The organism is Ensifer sp. 22521 (assembly GCF_052044795.1).
GTDB lineage: Bacteria > Pseudomonadota > Alphaproteobacteria > Rhizobiales > Rhizobiaceae > Ensifer.
In genome coordinates this window covers 89,736-107,960 of sequence record NZ_JBQENM010000014.1, presented here as the reverse complement: position 1 = coordinate 107,960, position 18,225 = coordinate 89,736, and the positions used below count along the sequence as shown (strand labels likewise).

11 protein-coding genes are annotated in these 18,225 nt (G+C 62.8%); 1 reads left to right on the top strand and 10 read right to left on the bottom strand.

The window, feature by feature from the left end; all coding sequences use genetic code 11:
* Positions 1–2: 2 nt before the first annotated feature.
* The 6 genes from ACTJKE_RS22075 to ACTJKE_RS22050 form a co-directional block, all read right to left on the bottom strand.
* Positions 3–953: an ABC transporter permease gene (locus ACTJKE_RS22075; protein ID WP_058326948.1), complete on the bottom strand. Its 951-nt coding sequence runs from the start codon at positions 951–953 to the stop codon at positions 3–5.
* 10 nt (positions 954–963) lie between these two features.
* A complete protein-coding gene (locus ACTJKE_RS22070; protein ID WP_113512345.1) occupies positions 964–1,935 on the bottom strand; it encodes an ABC transporter permease in 972 nt (323 codons plus the stop codon).
* 58 nt (positions 1,936–1,993) lie between these two features.
* Positions 1,994–3,556 carry an ABC transporter substrate-binding protein gene (locus tag ACTJKE_RS22065; RefSeq protein WP_440692383.1) on the bottom strand — a complete coding sequence of 521 codons (1,563 nt, stop codon included), beginning with the start codon at positions 3,554–3,556 and terminating at the stop codon, positions 1,994–1,996.
* A 318-nt stretch (positions 3,557–3,874) separates the two neighbouring features.
* Complete coding sequence (locus ACTJKE_RS22060; protein ID WP_440636183.1) at positions 3,875–5,188, bottom strand: HlyD family type I secretion periplasmic adaptor subunit; 1,314 nt, start codon at positions 5,186–5,188, stop codon at positions 3,875–3,877.
* Positions 5,185–6,936, bottom strand: a complete 1,752-nt coding sequence (locus tag ACTJKE_RS22055; RefSeq protein WP_440692381.1) for a type I secretion system permease/ATPase — start codon at positions 6,934–6,936, stop codon at positions 5,185–5,187. Before ACTJKE_RS22055 ends, ACTJKE_RS22060 begins: the two co-directional genes overlap by 4 nt.
* Before the next feature lie 105 nt (positions 6,937–7,041).
* Positions 7,042–12,981 (bottom strand): Ig-like domain-containing protein, encoded by a 5,940-nt coding sequence (locus ACTJKE_RS22050; protein WP_440692379.1) that lies wholly within the window; start codon positions 12,979–12,981, stop codon positions 7,042–7,044.
* A gap of 186 nt (positions 12,982–13,167) precedes the next feature.
* On the opposite strand from ACTJKE_RS22050, the gene ACTJKE_RS22045 reads away from it, so the two are divergent.
* A complete protein-coding gene (locus ACTJKE_RS22045) occupies positions 13,168–14,196 on the top strand; it encodes a LysR substrate-binding domain-containing protein (RefSeq protein ID WP_440692377.1) in 1,029 nt (342 codons plus the stop codon).
* A gap of 75 nt (positions 14,197–14,271) precedes the next feature.
* On the opposite strand, the gene ACTJKE_RS22040 is transcribed toward ACTJKE_RS22045, so the two are convergent.
* The 4 genes from ACTJKE_RS22040 to ACTJKE_RS22025 form a co-directional block, all read right to left on the bottom strand.
* On the bottom strand, positions 14,272–15,297 hold the full coding sequence (locus tag ACTJKE_RS22040) for a histone deacetylase family protein (protein WP_440692375.1): 1,026 nt from the start codon (positions 15,295–15,297) through the stop codon (positions 14,272–14,274).
* A gap of 30 nt (positions 15,298–15,327) precedes the next feature.
* On the bottom strand, positions 15,328–15,822 hold the full coding sequence (locus ACTJKE_RS22035; protein ID WP_440692409.1) for an N-acetyltransferase family protein: 495 nt from the start codon (positions 15,820–15,822) through the stop codon (positions 15,328–15,330).
* Positions 15,823–15,893: 71 nt separating this feature from the next.
* Positions 15,894–16,838, bottom strand: a complete 945-nt coding sequence (locus ACTJKE_RS22030; protein ID WP_058326943.1) for a 3-keto-5-aminohexanoate cleavage protein — start codon at positions 16,836–16,838, stop codon at positions 15,894–15,896.
* Positions 16,839–16,848: 10 nt separating this feature from the next.
* Positions 16,849–18,216 carry an aminotransferase family protein gene (locus ACTJKE_RS22025; protein ID WP_440692373.1) on the bottom strand — a complete coding sequence of 456 codons (1,368 nt, stop codon included), beginning with the start codon at positions 18,214–18,216 and terminating at the stop codon, positions 16,849–16,851.
* Between the last annotated feature and the right edge of the window lie 9 nt (positions 18,217–18,225).

The window sequence follows — 18,225 nt, the reverse complement described above, 5'->3', positions numbered from 1 at the left end:
ATTCACCTCAATTTCGGATTGAGCGCATCGCGCAGCCAGTCACCGAGCAGGTTGACGGAAACCACGAGAAGGCAAAGCTGGACGACGGGGAAGAGCACGACCCACCAGATGCCCGAGAACAAAAACTGGTTGCCGAGGCGGATCAGTGTTCCCAAACTAGGCTGGCTCGGCGGCATGCCGATACCGAGGAAGGAGAGCGTCGCCTCGGTCAGGATCGCCATGCCGAAGTTCAGCGTGGCGGCGACCATGATCGGCGTCAGCGTGTTCGGCAGGATGTGGTTCAACATGATGCGCCGCGCCGGTGTCTTCAAAAGCCGGGCGGCCTGAACATATTCCTTGCCGCGTTCGACGATCGTCTGGGCGCGCACGGTGCGAGCATATTGCACCCAGGCGCTGAGCGTGATCGCGAGCACCAGCACGGCGGCCGAGCCGACGTCCCGCAGTTCCGGCGGCAGCATCTGACGTGCGACGGCACTGACGAGGATCGCGATCAGAATGGTCGGGATCGACAGAAGCACGTCGCCGATGCGCATCAAGAGGTTGTCGATGAAGCGGCCGAAATATCCGGCGACGAGCCCGAGGCTCAAACCCACGGCCAATGAAAGGACGACCGAGGCGACGCCGATCAGGATCGAGATGCGCGAGCCGTAGAGGATCGCCGAAAGCATGTCGCGGCCTTGCGTGTCCGTGCCGAGCACGTAGGGCCACTGGCCGTCGGCTTCCCAGATCGGCGGCAGCTCGGAGTTCCAGAGCTCGAGCTGGGCCGGATCGAACGGGTTCTGCGGCGCAATCAGCGGCGCGGAAAAGGCGGTTACGATCAGGAAGGTGAGGATGACCGCGCCGATGATCGCCGACGGCTTGTGGGTGAAGGACCACCAGAGATCGCTCTGGCGCCAGCGGGCAAGCCGCGAGGGCCGGCGTGGTGGTGTGGTTTGCTGGACGTGATCTGTCATGGCAGCGACCTCAGCGGGTGGCATCACGCAACCGCGGATCGATGACCGCATAGGCGATATCGACGAGCGTATTGAGCGTGACGAAGATGAAGGAGACGATGCAGAGATACCCCGCCATGACAGGCATATCGAGGAAGGTCACCGCCTGGATGAACAGCATGCCCATGCCCGGCCACTGGAACACGGTTTCGGTGATCAGCGCGAAGGCAATCAGCGAGCCGAAGTTCATCGCCGTCATGGTGACGACGGGCATCAGACAGTTGCGGAGTGCATGGCGGAAATAGATCCGCCAGCGCGGCACGCCGCGGGCACGTGCGAATTTGACGAAGTCCGAGCGCAGCACTTCCATCATCTCGGCGCGGACAAGGCGCATGACCAGAGTGATCTGGTAAAGCGCGAGCGCAAGGGACGGCAACAGCAGGGACGCGCGACCCGAGGCTGTCAGCAAACCGGTGCTCCACCAGCCAAGCTGCACCACGTCGCCGCGGCCGAAGGCGGGTACGAGGCCAAGCGTTACGGCAAAGACGAGGATCAAGAGGATGCCGACGACGAAGCTCGGCAACGAGACGCCGATGATGCTGACGAACTGTAGCCCCTCCGAGTACCATCGTCCTCGGTGGATCGCGGTGATGACGCCAAGCGGGATACCGATCAGCAGGGACAGCACGGTTGCGACCAGCGCCAGCTCCATCGTCGCCGGGAAGCGTTCGGCAATCAGCTTCATGACGTCCTGGCCGTTGCGGTAGCTGATTCCGAAATCGCCCTGTGCGGCGTTGACGACGAACCGGCCGAACTGGGTCACGAACGGATCGTTGAGCCCGAGCTTTTCGCGCAGCTCGATGCGGTCGGCCTGCGACATCTGCTCGTTGGCCATCAACTCCACCGGATCGCCGGCGAAGCGGAAGATCAAGAAGGCGAGCAGCGCAACGGCGAGCATGACCAGCACGGCATTGGCCAGTCGCTTGATGAGAAAGACAATCATTGGGTTTCTCGCTGAATGAGAAAGCCCGGCAGAGCAGGCTCTGCCGGGGCAAGGAAACTCAGTCGCCGATGCGCGTCAGCCAGTGGCGCGGCTTGTTGTCGGCGCGAATGGTGACGTCCGTGACGTTCTTGGACATCGCCCAGGCCATCGGCTGCTGGTGCAGCGGGATCATGATGACCTCGTCCTTGGCGAACTTCAGCGCTTCGGTTTCGATCGCCAGACGCTTGTCGTGATCCATCTCGACTGCGGCCTTCTTCACCATGGCGTCGAGTTCCGGATAGGACCAGCCGCCGTAGTTGGCGACGCCGGCGGCACCTTCGCGTGTCGAGAGAACCTGAACCAGGATCGAATAGGCATCGAGCGTCGGCTCGTTGGCCCAGCCGATCATGTAGGCGTCGGACTTGCCGCCGGCGCGCTTCGGCGCCTGAACCGCACGCGGGCCGATGTCGAGGGTCGGCTTGAGACCGACGCGCGACAGCATCGAAACGAGCGCGCTGCAGACGTCTTCCTCGTTGACGCTCTCGTCGTTCATGCAGACGAGCGTGAACTCCTTGCCGACGGCGCCGGCCTCTTCAAGTAGCTTCTTGGAGAGCTCCGGATCGTAAGCGGTCGGCACATCGAGCTCGGCGGTGTAGCCGGGGATCTCAGGCGCCACCATGGTGCCGGCAACATGCGACTTGCCGCGCATCACGCGCTTGAAGATGAGCTGGCGGTCGATCGCATGGTCGATCGCCTGGCGTACCTTGATGTTGTTGAAGAAGTTTTCGCGACCGTCGGCGAAGGTCTCGTGGCGGTTGAAGACCATATGCACGGTGCGCAGGTCGGTGCGCTCGACGACCTTGATATCCGGCGAACTCTTGAGGCGCTCCAGATCCTGTACCGGGGCACCATCGGTGAGGTCGATCTCGCCCGAAAGCAGCGCCGCGACCCGGGTGGCTGCCGAGGTGATCGGCATGAATTCGATGCGGTCGAGATTGTGCTTGGGCGTATCCCACCAGCCATCGTTCTTGATCAGCACGGTCTTGCTGTCGGGAACGCGGGACTCGACCTTGAACGGGCCGGTACCGTTGGTGTTGTAGGTGGCGTAGCCTTCGACCTTGGCGCCGACGTCGGTCGGCAGCTCGGACTTGTTGTCGACCAGCCAGTCCTTGTCGAACATGAAGATGTTGGTCATGTCGTTGAGGAACAGCGGGTTCAGCGTATTCACTTCGATGTCGACCGTGTAGTCGTCGACCTTGGTGGTCGAGACATAGGCGGGGATGTTGCCGCGCAATGGCGAGGTCGGGTGGCTGACGCGGGCCATCGAGGCAACGACGTCGTCGGCGGTGAAATCGGCACCGTTCTGGAACTTCACGCCCTTGCGCAGATGGAAGCGCCAGACCTTGTCCTTCACCATCTCCCAGCTCGTGGCGAGCGCCGGCTCGACCTTGAATTCCGGCGTATAGCGCGTCAGGCCCTCATAGACATGGTTCAGGAAGGCCAGGTTCGAGGTGCTGCCGTAGGAATAGGGGTCGAGCGAGAAGATATCCCGCGGGCTTCCCCAGCGCAGCGTTTCGGCGGATGCCGAGGATGCGAGGACGGTAAATGCCAACCCCGCGAGGAGATGCTTTCTCAGTTTCATGTCGTTCCCTCTGTTTTCTCGTCAGTCGCCCTATGCCGGCGCTCTCGCCCACTCGTGAGCAAGCGACCCTAGATTTGAAGCTGTTGGCGACAATGTCAACTATTTTGTCGACAATTTTGTATGCATAAATGTTTTAAGTCGCATACGGTGTAAAAAGTGGGGATCGGTTCCCCCAACAAACAGCCTGAAAGACGGTGGTCGCGCAGCAACTATGAGGCGAATAAAATCCGTCGGAGCGCCTGAAACGGCACGCCCGCCGATATCTTTCGATACCGACGGGCGAATGCGATTTGTCAGATTACTCGGTGCTTGGGCGCGTCAGGTCTCGCGGAACGCCCGGTTGACCTGATCCATCAGGGGCTTGACGAAATAGGAGGCGACGCTGCGCGCACCGGTGGTAATGAATGTCTCAACCGGCATGCCTGGCATCAGGGACACATTGCCGAGACGACGGATCTCGTCGGGGGATATCGCGATGCGCGCGACGTAGTAGCTCGCACCAGTCCGTTGATCGACGGTAACGTCGGCCGAGACGCGTTCCACCGAACCATCGATCTCCGGCGTCGTCTTCTGGCTAAAGGCAGAGAAGCGCAAAATAGCGCGCTGGCCGGAAAAGATCTGGTCGATATCCTGCGGCGCCACCTTGGCTTCGACCACCAGCTTGCCGATGTCGGGCACGATCATCATGATCTGTTCGCCAGGCGCGACGACGCCACCCACCGTGTGGACCGAGAGCTGATGCACGATCCCGTTCTGCGGCGCCACGATATCGACCCGTTTCAACTGGTCTTCGGCCGCCACCTTGCGCTCGACATATTCGCCGATGCGGGCATCCATTTCGCGCAGATCGCTGCCGACCTCTTCCGCCCATTGCTCGTCCACCTGAATGATCTGCAGCGCCGTCTCGGCGATCTTTTCGTGAACGCCGGCGATCCCCGCGGTGAGGCGGCCGATCTCTCCGTCAATGTCGGTTGCCTGACGCTCGAGCGTGCTGATGCGGCTTTTCTCCAGTAGGCCCATGTCATGCAGGAAGACGTAGCGGTCGAGTTCGTCCTTGATCAACACCCGCTCCCGCTCGCTTGCAGCGCGCTCCGCCTCCATACCGCGGATTTCGTCGTTCAGCTGCTGCACGCGCCGTTCGAGTTGGCGCTTCTTGCTGTCGCGAACGTCGCGCCGGTTTTGATAAAGCTGTTCCTCCGCGTGCATCATAGCTGCGATCTCCGGCTCATTGTCGCGTGCAAGCAGGGTCTCGGGAAATGCCACGCTTTCACTACGGTCGCGCTCGCCTTCGAGCCTTGCCTTTCGCGCCGCGAACTGGTCGAGGCTTTTCAGGATGATCGAAAGATTGGCTTTCGTCATCGTCGCATCGAGACGCATGACCACGTCGCCGGCCCGAACCCGATCGCCGTCACGAACCATGAGCTCGCTGACGACGCCGCCCATCGGGTGCTGTACCTTCTTCAGGCTGCTTTCGACAACAACCGAACCCTGCGCAATCACGGCGCCGACGATTTCAGTTCCAATGGCCCAGCCGCCGAAAAGCCCAACGAGCGTGGCAAAGCCGAGCGCGCCGACGATCAAATGCGTGCGGATCGAGCGCCGCAGATTCTGCCAATCGTCCATGTCCATCATGCCTTTGCTGCTTCTGCTGTTTGCACGACCTTGAGCGCACCGGGATTGCCCGGCGCCTGCCTCAAGACCTTCGAGAGAACCTCATCTTTCGGACCGAAGGCCTGCTGTTTGCCGGCGGCCAGCATCAGCACCTTGTCGACCGCAATCAGCGCGCTCGGGCGATGGGCGATGACGATGGCGATGCCGCCGCGCTCCCGGATGCCGAGGATTGCCGCGGTCAGCGCCTCCTCCCCTTCGGAATCGAGATTGGAGTTCGGCTCGTCGAGAATGACAAGGAACGGATCGCGATAGAGCGCCCGCGCCAGCGCGATGCGCTGTTTCTGGCCGGCGGAAAGCGCGCGGCCATTTTCGCCGACTTCCGTCGAATAGCCGTCCGGCAGGCTGACGATCAGGTCGTGAACTCGCGCCGCACGCGCTGCTGCGATCACATCGTCGGCTTGAGCGTCGGGCTCGAAGGAAGCAATGTTCTCCGCGATCGTGCCGTCAAGCAGCTCGATCGCCTGCGGCATGTAGCCGATGTGTCGCGCGAGCGCTGCCGCCGGCCATTGGTCGGGCGTGGCGCGATCGAGACGGATCGCGCCGCGGGCCGGCTTCCAGATGCCAACGAGAATGCGCGCCAGCGAACTCTTGCCCGAACCACTGGCGCCGATGACACCGAGGCCGGTACCGGCTTCCAGCGAGAACACGATGTCCTGAAGTACGGATTCACTGGTTTCCGGGGGAACCGCCGTGATGCGCTCGACCGAAAGCATCGCCTTCGGCGCGGGCAAATCCATGCGGCCCTGCATCTCCGGCAGAAGCGACAGCGTCTTCTGCAGACGCACCCGGCTCTGGCGGGCCGCGATGAAGCCTTTCCAGTTGGCGATAGCGAGGTCGACGGGCGCCAGCGCCCGCGCCGAGAGTATCGAGCCGGCGATGATGATGCCGGGGGTCGCCTGCTGGTTGATCACCAGCCAGGCGCCGACGGCGAGAATGCCGGACTGCAGCAGCATGCGCAGCACCTTGCTGAAAACGCTGAAACCGGAGGCGATATCGCTTGCTCGGCGTTGCTCGCGGGTAAAGGCGCGGTTCTCATCCTGCCAGCGGCGACGCAGGTGCGGCCCCATCCCGAGAACCGAAATGACATCGGCATTGCGCCGCGCGCTTTCGGCCATGCGGCTGCGCTTGGAAGAATGCTTGGCGGCTTCCTCGACGGGTCGTTTGGAGACAAGCTCGGTCAGCAGCGTGATGGCTGCAAGCACGATTGCGCCGCCGAGTGCCGTGACCCCGAGCCAGAAATGGAAGGCGAAGCAGATGGCAATGTAGAAGGGCAGCCAGGGCAGATCGAAGAGCGCGGTCGGGCCATTTCCGGAGAGGAACGAGCGGATGGCGTCGAGATCGCGAAGGGGCTGGGCGTAGCGGGCGCTCATCGGCGCTTGAAGCTGCAGGCCGAGGATCGCATCGTAGACGCGTGGCGAAATTGCCAGATCGAGACGATCGGCAATGCGCACCAGGAGACGCCCGCGTAGGGCGTCGAACAGCCCTTGGAAGCTATAGAGGACCGCGACGATGGCAAGCAGAGCCGCAAGCGTCGGCAGGCTTCGGCTCGGCAGCACCCGGTCATAGACCTCCATCATGAACAGGGAGCCCGTGAGATAGAGGATGTTGACGACGGCGCTGAGCAGGCCGATGCCGACGAAGGCGTTCATGCATCCGGCAAAGACGCCTTTGAATTGATTGGCACTTTTGGTCGAGGAGATATCGCGCATGGTCCGTGGTCCGTTGAGATCGCGGCGGTAGCAGTCAGCCATCACAGGGAAATGACAGGGATGTTGGTGAGAGGGGCGAGCACGGTGCCCGCCCCTCGTCTTTCATCAGGCGAAGCGGAAATCGTCGATGACGAAGTTCTCCGTCTTGACGCCGTTGAAGGTGATCGACGAGCCGTCGTTAAGCGCAATTTGCGCGCCGTTCTCACCGTCAGTGATGGCGCCCGAGGCCATCAGTGCCTGATAGTCGGCAAAGAGGTCCTTGGAGAGCACGACCACGTCGCCACCTTGCGCCCCGGCTTCGAAGTCGAGGACGACATCCCGGCCATCGCCGGCAGCAAAGACGAAGGTGTCGTTGCCTGCACCGCCCGACAGCACGTCATTGCCCGTGCCGCCATTCAGCGTGTCGTTGCCGGTACCACCATTGAGCTGGTCGTTGCCTGCACCGCCATTGAGCGCATCGTTGCCGCCACCGCCCATCAGCACGTCATTGCCGGCGCCACCTTCGACGACATCATTGCCGTCACCAGCGACCACCCGGTCGTTGCCAGCACCGGCGTCGACCATGTCGTTGCCGTCACCGGCAAGCACCGTGTCGTTGCCGCTGCCGGCCTCGATCATGTCCTTGCGGTCGGTGGCGACCAGCGTGTCGTTGCCGTCGGTGCCTTCGACCACATTGTACTCGGTGTAGCCGTCGACCCGGATCGTCGCCGTGCCGGACGACTCTCCGCCTTGAGCGTCGCGCACGGTGTAGGTGACGGTGACGAGCGCGTTCTGCTCGTCTTCGAGAGCCACGAAGGCCGAGGACGGGTCGGCGACCAGCTTGCCGTCAACGATCGAGAAGGCGGCAGCGGCTTGAGCGATCGTCAGCGAAAGGCCGGCGACTGCCGTGACCGCGAACCCGACGAGCGTCAGGCGATCTCCCTCGATGTCGGTGTCGTTGGCGACGAGATCGAAGCTGCCCGTTTCGTTCTCGGCGACCGTTCCCGTGTCGACGACCGCGACCGGCGCGTCGTTGACCGGTTTTACCGTGACGCTGACCGTGCTTTCGGTGCTTCCGCCCTTGCCGTCGGACACGACGACCGTGAAGCTGTCGGAGCCGTTGACATTGGCGTTCGGACGGTAGGTCCAGGCACCGGTCGCTGCGTCAAGCTGTACCTGGCCATTGGCGGTGCCGGCGCCATCCTTGACCGCATAGCTCAGGGCATCGCCGTCCACATCCGCAGCGACGATCTGGCCGTTGATCGGCGTATCCTCGTTGGTCTCGACCGAGAGCGGCGATGCCGTCGGCGCATCGTTGACCGGCTTGACCGTGAAGGAGGCAGCCGTCTCGCTCGAACCACCGCATCCATCGGAGATCTGGTAGCGGAACGAAGCCTCGCCGTTGAAATTGCCGGCAGGCGTGAAGCGGATGCCGCCCTGTTCGAGGACGGCCGTACCGCCTGCGACTGAGGTGACGCCGGTCACCGTCAGGCTGTCGAGGTCCGCATCGGCGTCGTTGCCGATGAGGCTCGATAACGGGATAAGGAAGGAGGTCGCATCCTCATCGACTGCCGCCAGCGTATCGGCCACGGCAACCGGGCCGCGGTTGACAAGGCCGTTAGCGATCGCCGCACGGTTCAAGACCGTGCCGTCGGCAAAGGTCACGAGCTCGACGCCACCGCCGGCAAGCTGGCCCTTCAAGGTCAGCTTTTCGCCATTGGCGAATTCGACCGCGACGGCTTCACCGTATTTGTGCAGCACGGCTTCGCCGTGGGCGATGTCGTGCAGGACGAGAACGTCCCGACCGCCCGACGTCGTCGCCGTTTCCACGATTTCGTCAGAGCCTTCGCCGCGTCCGTAGACATAGTTGTCGGAACCGTCGCCGCCGATCAGCACGTCGTTCCCGGCTCCACCTTCGATGACGTCGTCCCCGAGGCCACCGGCGATCATATCGGCGTCGTCGCCGCCCATCAGGACGTCGGCACCCTTGCCGCCGACGAGCGCGTCACGCCCGGCGCCGCCAAGCAGAGTATCGTCGCCATCGCCACCGTCGAGACGGTCGTTGCCACCATTGCCGAGCAGCGTGTCGTTGCCGCCGAGACCATAGATCGTATCATCAGCATCGGTACCGGCGAGCACGTCACGGGCCTTGGTGCCATTGATGATCTGGCCGCCTTCGAGGCCGGACTTCAGATCGACAACCGTGAGGTTATCGAACGTAAGGCCTGCATTGCCCCAGGAATAGAGGCCGAAGGTGCCGGCATCGAGCCCACGGTCGCCGACCGGATAGGCAAACAGCGCCTCGTCATTCAGGAATGCGGTAATTTTGTCACCGACGACTTCGACCCGAAGCTTCATCGCCTGGCCCGGTTCGTACTTGCCCGGAACCTGTGCGAGGATTTCCTCAACCCCGTTCTTCATACGGATGAGGTTGAAGATGCTGCCGGCGCCATTGCCCGGGTTGCGGTCAAGAATGCCGTCAGCGTCGAGCTCGAGCTTATAGTAGTTCTTGTTGTCCTTGTAGCGGAACAGGAAGCCGAGGCCGTCCTTGTCCGGCGTCTGGATCGTCGCCTCGACCGCATAGTCGGTCCAGGCAAGGGCCGCCGGATCCTTGAACAGCGCATAGGTGCCGAGACGCAGCACATTGACGCCGTCGCCGAGCGGGCTCCAGCCGCGCTTCCAGTAGTCGGCAGCGGTGGCACCTGACCAGGTGAGCTCGCGGCTCTGCAGGTCGGTCGTCTGAATGAGCTTGCCATTGTTCACCAGCCATTCCGACGACTTCCCGTTCGGGCCGATGCCGCCGAACTCACCCTCATCGATGATGTTGAAGCGAGTGAGAGCGTTGGCGTTCGAGAAGTCCTCGGAAACGAGGATCTTCGTGCGGTCGACGACGGTTACGTCGATGCGGTCGGTCGAGACCGAACCATCCGCAGCAGTCACCTTGAGCAGGAGCTTGTTGACGCCCGCGTCGAGGTTGACGTTGGCAGTCTTGCCTGTGGCGACAACATTGCCGGCGAGGTCGGTCCAGACATAGTCGACGAGCTGCTTCGGACCGAAGGAGCCGGAAGCGTCGAGCACGACCGAAGCCTTGCCGTCGCCGTCGATGTCATAGGTCCGCTGGTCGATGCCGGCCTTGGCGGTGGTGTCGGCCTTGGTGACGACGATATCGTCGAAGACCGAGGTGCGCTGGCCGCTGGAATAGAGGCCGACGGTGCCGCCCTGCAGCGGCTGGGTCGCATCGACGACCGGACCGCCGAAGACGTTCTTGTCGCCGAGGAAGACGTTGATCGCATTGCCGGTCACGGCAACGGTCAGCGGAATTTCCATATTGTAGGGCGAGCCCTCGTTGACAGAGGCGATGATCGTCTCGACGCCGTTTGCGACCTTCACCAGCTGGCGGCGGTTGGTTTCGCCGTCGAGGGTGAAGCGGTAGTGATTGTCGGCATCCTTATAGTAGAAGAGAACGCCGATCGTGTCGTTGTCGAGCTGCGTCAGCGACGCTTCGAAAACGTAGTCCTTCCAGCTGGCCGAGCCTTCGCCGATGTACACGAGCTTGTTGCGGGCCGCATCGCTCTGGTCGAAGAGCGCTGCCTCTGGGGCGGCGAGGCCTACCGTGCCTGTCGGCCGGGAGAAGACGGTGCCCTTCAGGAGGAAGTTGCCGGTGTTGCCGTTGGCAGCACCGATCTCGGTCGCCCAGCCATTGGCATTGCCGTCGTTGAAGGTTTCCACGAGCAGCGTCCGGTCGCCGCGCACGATCACGTCAACCGTGTCGCTGGTCTTGACGCCGTTGACGTCGGTGGTGGTCAGCGTCAGCTTGTGCTTGCCAAAATCAAGTTCGGCCTTGGCTTCCTTGCCTTCGGCGACGACATCGCCGTTTTCATCGGTCCAGAGCCAGCTCTTGACGTTTGCCGGCAGCAGCGACTTCCCGCCCGACAGCGAAACGTTCGCCGAGGATGTGCCGGTTGCGGCGTCGGCGAGGATGTCGTCGCCCGCTTCCGCCATTGCGCGCGCCTTGCCGCCGCTGACATCGATGTTCTCGAAGACTTCCTGATGGCCCCGGTAATAGCCGGTCAGGCCGTCGCGATCGAGTTCCGGCTTGGAGCGGAAACCGTCAAGATAGTCGTCGAAGCCGGTGAAGTAGGTCTCGGTCGAGACGCGGTTGTTGTCCGGGTCGATCGTGATCAGGCGGATCGCGCCGTTGCCGCCATTGTTGCCCTTCGCCTCATTGCCGTTGCCGGTGATCTCGCGCGAGACGCCGTTCTGGTAGTTGACCAGGAACTGGAAGACCGGCTCGCCATACTGGTTGTAGGTGATGTCGGTTTCGGCGCCATCGCCGAAGATGTGACCGGAGAAGGTCATGACGATGTTGGGGTAGCGGGAAAGCAGTTCGCGCGAAACATATTCGCCGTCGTTGGCGCCGCGCTGGTCGGTGCGCATGCCGTAGTCGTAGCCGGCACCTTCATCGTAGAGTGGCAGGGCCAGATTGTCCTGGCGGCCGGCATAGCTCGTCAGCGAATGGGTTGCGAGCATCACGCGGTAGTCGGGATGGGCCTCGATCACGTCGCCGGCCCAGCGGATCACGTCGTCGCGCGGGCCGAATTCGAGCGAGATCGACAGCCACTTGGTGCCGTCCGGGGCAGTGAAGGTGCTATAGGTGTTGCGGGCGCTCATCAGCTCCTGGTCATAGGCGCCGCCGAACGTTCCCGGGTTGGTCACCTTCTGCTTGTCCGGCGAGAAGCGCTGGTCGAGATAGATCGACGTATGGTCGGCAGCACTGCCGCCGTTCGCCTGGTCGTGGTTGCCCGGCAGAAGCGCATAGGGGATCTTGCCATCGAGCTTGCGTAGCGCTGCCTCGGCGATATCCCACTGGCCCGAGAGGTTGTTCTGGGTGATGTCACCGACATGCGTCATGAAGACGATGTTGTGGCCCTGGCGGTTGTCGACCAGCCATTGGGTCATGTCACCGAAGAAATGCTTGAGGCCGTCGTTCGAAGTGTAATCCTGGGTGTCCGGGAAGACGGCGATCGTATAGGCGTTCGCACCGGCGACGCGGACGCGGAAGTCGTCGATCACCGCGTTGCCGGCGGCATCCGTCGCGGTGACGCGGATATCGGAATGGCCGAGGGCGGCGAAGTCGAGCACCAGCTTGTTGCCGTCGACGAGAACCGCCTTCAGCACTTCGCCCTTGGTGTTCTGCACAGTGTAGGTCAGGCTTTCACCGGAGAAATGCTGCGACAGATCGATCGTCACGTCGCCGGCGTCCGGTGTCACCATCATGTCCTTGATGGCGAGGGTCTTGGTGACCGAACCCGGGTTCGGCGTCGTCGTATCCTGGCCGACAGCCGGGATGCCGGCAGTTGCCGGGGTCGTAGTGGTCACCGTGGTGCCCTTGCCGCTGAGGCTGCCCTGGCCGAAGGTCGGCGTCGTCGAGCCTTCGCCGAAGCGGAATTCCGTGCCGTTCGACAGCAACGCGTCGGGCTTCAATGCGTCCGGAACGATGTCTTCGGGCTTGGCCTTGCCGAGGGCGGAGAGTTCGTCACCGCTCAAGACCTTTTCGATGAACAGAAAGTTGCTGAGATAACCCGAGGAGGTTTCGCCGTCGTCGTCGGCAAAGATCAGGAAGCCCTTGGCCTTGTCGATGGTGAAGCGGGCAGCGAGCGAGCCGGTCATCTTCTGTTCGGCTGCGAACTCGCCATTGATGTACTTCTTCATCGAGACGCCGCCGCTGGCGTCCCTTTCGATCGTCAGGCCGATGCGGTTCCAGGCATCGAGCTTGGCAGCGCCGCGATAGTCGCTGTTGATGCCGAGGCCGAAACTGTCGCCACCGACCTTGCCGAAAACGTCGCCGTCCGACGCGTTGGTCGCATCCGTCTGCAGGAAGGGGATCCAGCCGCTGGAGCCTGCGGATGGGAAGTAGACGTCATAGACGAGGCTGTAGGACGAGACCGTGCCGGTGCCGCCCGGCGATACCAGGATACCCTGCTGTTGCGACAGGCGTGGGATGTTCAGAAGCCAATCGGAAGACGATTGGATTGGCGTTGCAAGCGAGTTGGGGGAGGAAGTCATGTCGGCTTTCTCTCTAAGGTGAACGGGATCGGCTCTGGGCCGTGCGTCACCGTTAGCGAGGTCGCTTACCGGCCAGATGACAGTTGCTTAACAAAGCGTAAAACGGCCATAGCGTTTTCCCATGCCTGCCATCGGTTTTGTCCGTGGGCCATCCTGATCAGCGTGCAAAACATGAGCGGATGTCACGTGACTGTCAGCTTTGCCGACAATGATGTGCGGCGCCGTCAGGTGGCGGCAATCACAAGCAGCAGAACGGACCATATGTCGATCACCCAGTTGAGAGCCTTTCATATCGTCGCGAAATCCGGCGGGTTTTCTCAGGCCGCGCGCGACATGGCGATCAGCCAGTCCACCCTCTCGTCCCATGTCCGCGAACTCGAGGCCCATTGCGGTCTCAACCTCTTTGAGCGGAAGCCACGCGGTGTCAGCCTCAGTGCCGACGGCGAGCGCCTGTTCGAAATCACCTCGCGCCTGTTCACGGCCGAGAAGGAGGCGAATGCATTCCTTCGCGGCGAAGCGGGCTCGAATGGCGGGCATTTGCGCGTCGCGGCCGACGGCCCGATCCTGGCTTTGCCGATCCTGTCGCGGCTAAAAGTCGACCGGCCGAAACTGACCTTCTCGCTCGCGGTCGACAATTCCGCCCGCGTCATCGACCAGATCCTCGACTACCGGGCCGATGTTGCGATCACCGCGCAGACGCCTGACGATCCGCGCCTTTATGGTGTTCATTTCCTCAGCATGCGGATCGGGTTATGCGTACCCGTCGGCCATCCGCTTGCCGAGCGCGACGGCGTGAAGATGAGGGAGCTGGAGGGCATGTCCTTCATCATGCGCGAAAGGGGGTCACGCACACGCGAGATCTTCGAAAGGAACCTCGCCGAACACGGCACCACCGTGCAGCAGATCGTCGAGATCTCGTCGCGCGAAGGGGTGCGCGAAGCGATCGCCAACGGTGTCGGTTGCGGCGTCGTCGCCGACCTCGAATTCGGCCACGATGCCCGTCTCGCCTTCGTGCCGATCGACGACGCCCGCGAACTCATCGACGAATATGCCATCTGCCTTGCCGAGCGCCGGCACCTGCCGCTGATCCGCGGATTTATCGACGAGGCGGGCCGATTGCGGCCGGACGACAGCGAGGCGGTCTTCGCGACGCCGCTGCCGGGCGCATTTCCCGACACGCGCGATCGCAAAACGACCCGGCCGACCACGCAATAGTGACGGTCAGCGCACTTGGATCACGCGATTCCGGGCGGAAAACCGCTTCACATTTTTCCCGGAATTGCTCGAGCGCTATGCCGCGCCGCCAAAGCCGGTGAGGAAGGACGTCAAGTTGTCCGACAGCGCATCGCAGAGATAGCCGCCTTCCTGTACGATCGCGGTCGGAAGGCCGAGGGCCGCGATCGCCTCACCAATCCGGGCAAAGCCCGGAGTAGAGACCGAGAGCCCCCCGAAAGGATCGCCTTCGAAGGCATCCAGGCCCAGCGCGACAACCAGCGCGTCCGGCGCGTAAGCGCGGATGCGGCGGAAGGCGACGTCGAGCGCGGCGAGAAATTCCGCATCGCCGGATTTGCGTTCGAGCGGCAGGTTGAGGTTGTAGCCGAGGCCCAGCCCCTCGCCGCGCTCGTCCGCATGGCCCCAGAAGAACGGGTAGAAACGCACCGGGTCCGCATGGATCGAGATCGTGAGCACGTCGGCGCGCTGGTAGAAGATGCCTTGCGTGCCGTTGCCATGGTGCAGGTCGATGTCGAGGATCACCACGCGGGCAGCATTTGTCAGGAAGCGCTGCGCGGCGACCGCCGAATTGTTGACGAAGCAGAAGCCGCCGGCGACGTCGGCAAAGGCATGATGGCCCGGTGGCCGGCAGAGCGCATAGGCCGCCCGTTCGCCCGCCATGACCGCATCGGTGGCATCAACAGCGCTCGAGGCGCTCCAGCACACGCTCTCCCAGGTTTCGCCCGAGATCGGACACGCGGTATCGGCCATGTGGTAGCCGGCCTGGCCAACGGCGGACGCCGGGTAGCGACCGTTACGCGCTAGCGGATGAATGTTCGGGATAACCTCCTCCGAAGCCTCGGCGATACGCTGCCAGCGCGCGTAGATATGTTCGAGAAAATCGAGATACTCCGGCGTGTGCACCGCGGCGATCGGGCCGAGCCCGTGATCGCGGGGCCGCAGGATCTCGCAGCCGGCGGCACGGGCACCGGTGAGCAGGCGCTCGACCCGTTCCGGCTGCTCCGGATTGGGCTGCGGCGCGCCGCTCGACAGAAAGGCCTTCGGGTTATGGCGCTTCTGTTCGGCTGCATAGAAGGCTTTCATGCTGTCTCCCTTTCCTGCGTCGTCAAACTTTCAGTCCCGGGCCAGAGCCCCGAACGCCTCGCCATACGCGGCATGAGCGCGATCTTTCGTCTGCCAGGTGATGCCGATACGCTCGTAAAGGCGCTGCGCCGGCAAGTTCTCCACGTCGACTTCCAGCCGCAGATAGTCGCCGCCCCGCGCCTTCGACCATGTGGCCACTTCGCGAAGCAGGCGCTCGCCGATACCGAGGCCACGGAAACGATCGTCGACATACAGATCCTGCACGAAGACGCCGGGCCTCCCGCGCCAGGTCGAAAAGATCGGGAAGAACAGGCAAAGACCGGCAAGATCTGCACCCGCCTCGGCGATCAGACTGTGGAAGGCGGCGTTCGGACCGAAGCCGAAACGGCGATAGTCATCGACCGTGCAGGTGACCTTGTCCGCCATTTCGAGCCCACGCCCCATAGCCAGGATCGCGTTGTGTATGGTGTCGGCATCCCCTGGTTCGCCTGCGCGAATTCGGACATCGGCCGTTGAGTGCTGCATCATCGTCACTGTTTTCCCGTTCACTGCCAGCAGGCGAAGGCTCAAGTCTTACCATGCCCGTGTCGCCGGCCTCAGAATGCCACCTGATCTCCGCCCTTGAGGCCGAGAAGCGCGCGCGCCTCCTTAGGGGTTGCAACCTCCAGGGACAAGGCGTCGAGAACTGTGCGGATGCGGTGGACCTGCTCGGCATTGCTGGCCGCAAGCGTCCCGCGGCCGTTGTAGAGACTGTCTTCCAGCCCGACGCGGACGTTTCCGCCCATGGCGGCGGCCATGGTGATCATCGGCATCTGATGGCGGCCGGCGGCCAGTACCGAGAAGCTGTAGTCGTCACCGAAGAGCTTGTCGGCGATGCGTTTCATGTGCGTCAAGTTCTCAGGATCCGCACCGATGCCGCCGAGCACGCCGAAGACGAACTGGATGAAGAGGTGCCCGGACACCAGGCCGCGGTCGCGGAAATGCGCCAGCGAATAGAGATGGCCGACGTCATAACATTCAAACTCGAAGCGTGTGCCGCAGCCCTGGCCAAGCCGCGTCAGGATGAATTCCATGTCGGCGAAGGTGTTCTTGAAGATGGAGCTCCGCGTTGCTTCAAGAAGCTCCGGCTCCCATTCGTGTTTCCACTCCGTCGGCTTGTCGAGCGCCGGAAACAAAGCGAAGTTCATCGACCCCATGTTCAGCGAACACATTTCCGGTTCGGCGCGCAGCGAAGCCGCAAGCCGATCTTCCAGCGCCATCAGTGACGAACCGCCGGTGGAGATGTTTATTACCGCATCGGTCGACTGCTTGATGCGCGGCAGGAACTGCATGAACAGCGCCGGATCGGCCGACGGGCGGCCGTCTTCCGGGTTCCTTGCATGGAGATGCAAGATGGAAGCGCCGGCCTCGGCTGCAGCGATTGCTTCGGAGGCGATCTGGTCGGGGGTAACAGGAAGGTAAGGCGACATGGTCGGCGTATGCACCGATCCCGTCACCGCGCAGGTGATGATCACTCTGCGCGATGTTTTGGACTTCGTCATGGTCAAGCCCTCAGCGGTTGACGGGAAGATTGAGTTCTTCGGCGAGCACTTCGAGTACGTCGCCAAGGATGGCGACGATCTCGCCGATCTGCTCACGGGTGATGATCATCGGCGGGCAGACGAGGAAATGGTCGCCCTCCACACCGCCGCGCGTACGCCGTGAATAGATGATCAGGCCGCGCTCATAGGCGAGATCGACCATGCGCTGGTGCGCATTCAACTCCTTCGGCAGCGGCTTCATCGTCTCACGATCGGAGACGAATTCGGCCGCCAGTAGCAGACCCTTGCCGCGCACATCGCCGATGAAGGGGAAGCGATTGGAGAGCGCCACGAGTTCAGCCTTCAAAGCATCGCCCATGGCAGCGGCATTATCGATCAGGCCAAGGCGGTCGATTTCGTCGAGAACGGCGAGACCAGCGGCGCAAGCGAGCGGATTGCCTGCATAGGTGAAGCCGTGCTGGAAGCCGCCGGCATCGAGCACCGGCTGGACGATCCGCGACGGAGCTGCCATGGCGCCGAGCGGGCAATAACCCGAGGCGAAGCCCTTCGAGAGCGCGATCAGATCCGGGCGGCAATTCCAGTGGTCGCCGCCGAGGAATTTTCCGGTGCGGCCAGCACCACTCATGACCTCGTCATGGATCAATAGGATGCCGTACTTGTCGCAGATCTCGCGAATGCGCGGATAGTAGCTGTCGGGTGCCACGAGCGCGCCGGTGGAAGCGCCGCCGATCGGCTCCATGATGAAGGCGAGCACGCTCTGCGGGCCTTCCGCCTGGAGCCGCTCCTCCAGCATGTCGGCATATTTGATGCCGCGCTGCTCCATCGTCAGGTTGTCCCGATCGAGATAGGCGGTCGGCGCAGGCACCTTCGGCATTTCGCGCATCATCGGCGAGAAAGGATCGGAGAGCGCCGCATAACCGGTGACAGCCAGCGCCCCGAGCGTGCCGCCATGGTAGGACGGAAAGCGCGAAATCACCTTCCAGCGGTCCTTCTGACCGGTCGCAACCGCCCATTGCCGCGCGAGCTTGAGGCAGGATTCGACCGCTTCCGAACCACCGGAAACGAAGAAGATCTTGTCCATGCCCTCGGGCAGCTTTTCCGCCGCGCGGCGGGCCAGATCTTCGGCCGGCTCGTTTTCGAAGTGCAGCCGATAGGCGAAGGTGACGCGGTCCATCTGGCGCTTCATGGCATCGAGCACATTGCGGTTGCCGTGACCGATATTGACCACCATGGCGCCGCTTGAGCCGTCGATTACTCGGCGTCCGTCCTGGTCCCAGAGATAGATGCCTTCGGCCCGATCGACCAGCGGCCGACGTAGGCGCGACTGGTAGAAGAGATGCGAGGCAGGTCGTTCGTTGGAAGCTGTCGTCTTGAGCATGGCAAATCT